Source organism: Actinophytocola sp. (genome assembly GCF_045807065.1).
Lineage (GTDB): Bacteria > Actinomycetota > Actinomycetes > Mycobacteriales > Pseudonocardiaceae > Actinophytocola.
In genome coordinates this window covers 1-5185 of sequence record NZ_JBJMIE010000770.1, presented here as the reverse complement: position 1 = coordinate 5185, position 5185 = coordinate 1, and the positions used below count along the sequence as shown (strand labels likewise).

Sequence of the window (5185 nt, the reverse complement as noted above, 5' to 3'; positions counted from 1 at the left end):
CACCCCGAGTACAGCTGCTACGACATCGGGTTCCGGGTCTGCGCGGCCTGACGCGGCGAGCGCACGGGCCACGGGCGAGGTGGGGCTGATGGACGAGGTGCTGTGGCAGCGGATCGAGGCTTTCGGCGACCGGCTCGCCCCGACGGAGGTGGTGCGGCTCCATCGCGACGACCTCGACCTGTTCGTGAAGATGGAGTCGGCGAACCCCAGCGGCAGCGCGAAGGACCGGTCCGCGTTCTGGATCGTCCGGGAGGCCGTGCGCCGGGGCGAGATCACCCGCGGCACGACGGTCGTCGAGTCCTCGTCCGGCAACTTCGCGCTCGCGCTGGCGAAGCTCTGCCGGTCGCTGGGCGTGCTGTTCGTGCCGGTCATCGACCCGACCGTGAACGCGCCGACCGAGCGGCTGCTGCGGGAGTCCTGCACGTGGGTGGAGAAGGTGGACCGGCCGGACGACGCGGGCGGGTACCTGCGCGGCAGGCTGGCGCGGGTGGCCGAGCTGCGGGCACGGATCGCCGACTCGTACTGGCCGGACCAGTACTCGAACACCGACGCCGTGCGCGGCCACTACGAGCTGACGGGCGGCGAGCTCGTCGGATCGCTGGCCCGCATCGACTACCTGTTCGTCGGGGTCGGCACGGGCGGCACGATCGCCGGGCTGTCGCGGCGGGTCAAGGCGGCCAACCAGGACGTGACCGTGGTCGCGGTGGACGTCGAGGGCTCGGTGATCTTCGGCGCCCCGCCGCGGCGGCGGCACATCCCCGGCATCGGCTCCGGCATCCGGCCCGCGCTGCTCGACCAGGCACTGATCGACGAGGTCGTGGTGGTGTCGGAACGGGACGAGGTGGCCGGCTGCCACGCGCTGCTGCGCGACCACGGCCTGTTCGCCGGCGGGTCGACCGGCTGCGTGTACGCGGCGGTCGACCGCTACTTCGAGAGCTACCGCGGTCCGCCACCGGTCGTCGCGTTCCTGTGCTCCGACCGGGGCGACCCCTACCGGAACACGATCTACGACCCGGACTGGGTCGCCACCACCTTCACGCAGAAGCGCGTGCGGACCTCTTGAGCAACGATTCTCCCGTGTGGAAGGAACATCCGCCGTGGCACGACGTGCCTCACTGATCATCGCCGTGGTCGTCGGACTCGGCGCCGTCGTGCCCGCCGCGGGCGCGCAGCCGGGCTGGCAGCAGAGCGCGTCCACACTCGAGCTGTACGAGGTCACCGGCGCGGCGGGCACCGGTGACCGGCTCGAAGGACTCGGCATGGACGTCGTGACGACGCGGCCGAGCGGCGACGGCGAGCGGGTCGAGGTCGTGGCCTCCCCCGCGGACACCGGCCTGTTCGGCAAGCTGCACCTCGACCCGCGGCCCGTGCGGGACGCGCGGGGGCGCACCCAGGCGGCGGCCGCCGCCGAGCAGGCCGCCGACGGGTACCAGGTGTGGCGTTCCTACTCCGAACCCGGCGGCATCGCCGACCAGCTCAGGCGGCTCGCGGCCGCGAACCCCGACGTCGTCCGGCTCACCTCGATCGGGAAGTCGCTGCAGGGCAAGGACATCCTGGCGGCGAAGGTCACCGCGAACGCGCGGTCCACGCGGGACGGCGCGCGGCCGGCCGTGCTCTACCTCGGCACCCAGCACGCGCGCGAGTGGATCTCCACGGAGGTCACCATGCGGTTGCTGAAGCACGTGCTCGCCGGCAAACGCGGACTGCGGGGACTGCTGTCCGGCACCGAGCTGTGGTTCGTCCCGGTCGCCAACCCCGACGGCTACGACTTCACCTTCACCGAGGGGAACCGGTTGTGGCGCAAGAACCTCCGCGACAACGACGGTGACGGGAAGATCACCGGCGTGGACGGGGTCGACCTCAACCGCAACTTCGCGACGCGCTTCGGCTACGACGAGGAGGGCGCGTCGAGCCTGCCGAGCAGCGACAAGTACCGCGGCACCGCGCCGAACAGCGAGCCGGAGACGCGTGCGGTGGACAGGCTGCTCCGCAAGATCGGGTTCGCGTTCATGGTGAACTACCACTCCTACGGCGCGGAGATGCTCTACCCGTCGCGCTGGCAGATCCCGGAACACACGATCGACGACCCCGTCTACGAGGCGCTGTCCGGCGACTACGGCAACCCGGGCATCCCCGGGTTCAGCTCCGACCCGTCGGTGGGGCCGGACAACGGCGAGCTCTCCGACCACGCGCACGGCACCTACGGCACCCTCTCGTGGCTCATCGAGCTGGACGAGGGATGCGACGGCTGCGGTTTCGTCTTCCCCGACGACGAGGCCCTGGTGGAGGCGGAGTTCCAGAAGAACCTGCCGTTCGCCATGGACGTGGCCAACTCCGCGCGCACCCCCGCGGACCCGGTGAGCCACCTCGGCACCACCACCCCGGACTTCGTCGTCGACGACTTCCCGGTCAGCTACGGCACCGAGCAACCGGTGCAGGTGGACGTCAAACGCAGGCTCGGCCCGGTGCGGCTGCACTACCGCGTGAACGGCGGCCGCGAGGTGTCGGCCGACACCGGGGAGTGGCAGGGCGGCGAGCGCTACGGGAAGGACTACGACGCGTACTACCACCGCATGCGCGGGACGGTCCGCGGCACGGCGCCGGGGGACCGGGTCACCGTCTGGTTCACCACCCGCGGCGCGCGGAGCGCGGAGTTCACGTACACGGTCGCCGGCGACATCGGCGGCGACGTGCTGGTGCTGGCGACCGAGGACGTCACCGGCGCGGCACCGGCGCAGCAGGGCACCACCGCGAAGTACGCGAGCGCCTACGTCGCCGCGCTGGAAGCGGCGGGCTACTCCGCGGACGTGTACGACATGGACGCGAACGGCCGCGTGGCACCCGATCCCCTCGGCGTCCTCGGCCACTACCGCGCGATCGTCTGGGAGACCGGCGACGACGTCGTGCCGCGCAACGCCGACCAGCCGAGCGGGACGATCTCACGCGGCGGTGTCCTCACCGAGCTGGCGGTGCGCGACTACCTCAACGAGGGCGGCAAGCTGCTGCACACCGGCGCGTACGCCTCCTACGCCCAGAACAGCAACGGCGGGTACGTCTACCAGCCCGACCCGGACCTCGGCGAGTGCACCGGGTCGGACGACCCGCGGTGCGTGCCGGCGTACAACAACTTCCAGCAGTACTACCTCGGCGCCTACGTGCCGTTCGACGAAGGCGGCGCCGACCCCGCGACGGGCAGGCCCTACGCGCTCACGGGACGGGGCGGCGCGTTCGACGGGTTCAGCGCCACGCTCGAACCCGGCCACACGTCCTCGTTCCTGGCCACGTCGGCGGTGCTGGGCCCCGACCGGTTCCCGCAGTTCGCCAGTTCCGCCGCGATCGGCTGGGACCGGCCGAACGGACCGTTCGCCCCGCACACCGGTCGGTGGGACGCCTACAGCGGGATCGCCGACCTGTCCTGGAAACGGCTCACCACGACGGTGGACCTCACCGGGAAGTCCACGGGCGCGTTGAGCTTCTGGGTGTCCATGAGCACCGAGGCCGACTGGGACTTCTTCACGGTCGAGGCGCACACCGTGGGCAAGGACGACTGGACCACGCTGCCGGACACCCAGGGGCACACCTCGCGGTCCACAGGGGACAGCTGCGCCGACGGCCTGCGGGAGCTCCACCCCTTCATCGAGCACTACGAGGACGCGGACTGCGGTCCGACCGGCACGACCGGCGAGTGGAACGCGGCCTCCGGGGACTCGGGCGGGTGGCAACAGTGGACGGTCGACCTGAGCGCCTACGCGGGCGAGAAGGTCGAGCTGTCGCTGTCCTACATCAGCGACTGGGAGAACCAGGGTGCCGGTGTGTTCGTGGACGACGCCGCGGTCACGCTCGACGGCGCACCCGCCGCGCAGACCTCGTTCGAGGACGGCCTCGACGGCTTCACCGTCCCCGGGCCACCTGCCGGCAGCGAACCGCCGGCCAACGACTGGACGCGCAGCGACAAGGCGCTGGCGGAAGGCGCCGGCATCGTCACCGACGACACCGTCTACCTCGGTTTCGGCGCCGAGCGGCTCACCGACCCCGCGATGCTGGCCGACCTGGTCAGGCGGTCGATGGCACACCTGCTCGGCTGATCACCCGGACCGCTTACCCGGACCGCTTACCCGGACCGCTTACCCGGACCATGGAAGGGAAAGGCACACGTGACCACGCAGACAGCGCCGGAATGGACGAGCCCACCGGCGGACGAGGACGAGCTGACCGCCTGGTTCGACGCGATGTGCGCGCACACCCCGGTCCGGCGCGACCCGGACCGCGGCGGCTGGCACATCTTCGGCTACCAGGAGTCGGTGCACGCCCTGTCCAACCACAGCGCGTTCTCCAACAACCTCGCGGTGGCACTGCCCGAGGAGTCGCCGCTGCAGCTGTACCGGGTCGGCAACCTGTCCTGGATGGACCCGCCGCGCCACCAGCAGCTGCGCGGGCTGGTGCACAAGGCGTTCACGCCCAAGTACGTGGCCGGGCTCGAACCGATGGTCGCCGCGACGGTGGAGCGGTTCGGTCGGGTTGACGCCCTCATCAACAACGCGCAGACCTTCCGGCCGACGGCGCCTGTCGACGACATCACCGAAGAAGACCTCGACGTCTTCTATGACTCCGGGGTCAAGGGCAGTCTCTGGGCGATGCAGGCGGTGCACCCGCACATGAAAACGGCGGGTTGGGGCCGGATCGTCAACTTCGTCTCCGCCGCCGGGATTACCGGCATGCGCGGGTACGGCGCGTACAACGCGTCCAAGGAGGCGATCCGCGCGTTGACACGCACGGCTGCGCGTGAGTGGGGGCGTGACGGCGTCGTGGTGAACGCGATCGCGCCGGGCGCAGCGTCAAAGCGCGGTCTGGAGTCGGCAGCGCGCGACACGGAGGCGCATCAGGAGTTCATGAAGGACCATCCGATCGGGCGCCAGGGCGACCCCGAGCACGACATCGGACCCGTTGCGTTGTTTCTGTGCTCGGACGCCTGCCGTTTCATCACCGGCCAGACGTTCATGGTCGACGGCGGTGCGTTCCTCTGGGCCTGACGCGTTCGGGGTGGGCAGTTGTCACGAGGAAGGTGATTTCTGTCTGTACCGCCGGAGCACCCGAACACGCAACCTGTATGCATGCCTGAAGCAGATCAACCGGAAGCGGAGCAACAGCCCAGTCCTGTCTGCTGCTCGCAACCGATGCGTCAACT

3 protein-coding genes are annotated in these 5185 nt (G+C 70.6%); all 3 read left to right on the top strand.

The genetic code is table 11. The features are described from left to right. Positions 1–88: 88 nt before the first annotated feature. The 3 genes from sbnA (at position 89) to ACJ73U_RS44955 (ending at position 5030) form a co-directional block, all read left to right on the top strand. Positions 89–1063: a 2,3-diaminopropionate biosynthesis protein SbnA gene (gene sbnA, locus ACJ73U_RS44965; RefSeq protein WP_407783923.1), complete on the top strand. Its 975-nt coding sequence runs from the start codon at positions 89–91 to the stop codon at positions 1061–1063. A gap of 34 nt (positions 1064–1097) precedes the next feature. Beyond that, complete coding sequence (locus ACJ73U_RS44960) at positions 1098–4085, top strand: M14 family zinc carboxypeptidase (protein ID WP_407783922.1); 2988 nt, start codon at positions 1098–1100, stop codon at positions 4083–4085. A 69-nt stretch (positions 4086–4154) separates the two neighbouring features. Then, positions 4155–5030, top strand: coding sequence for an SDR family oxidoreductase (locus ACJ73U_RS44955; RefSeq protein ID WP_407783921.1), 876 nt, complete (start codon positions 4155–4157; stop codon positions 5028–5030). Positions 5031–5185: the final 155 nt, after the last annotated feature.

Excerpts from the sequence above, each read along its gene's own strand:
- sbnA (WP_407783923.1), top strand. The coding sequence starts at position 89 with ATGGACGAGGTGCTGTGGCAGCGGATCGAGGCTTTCGGCGACCGGCTC.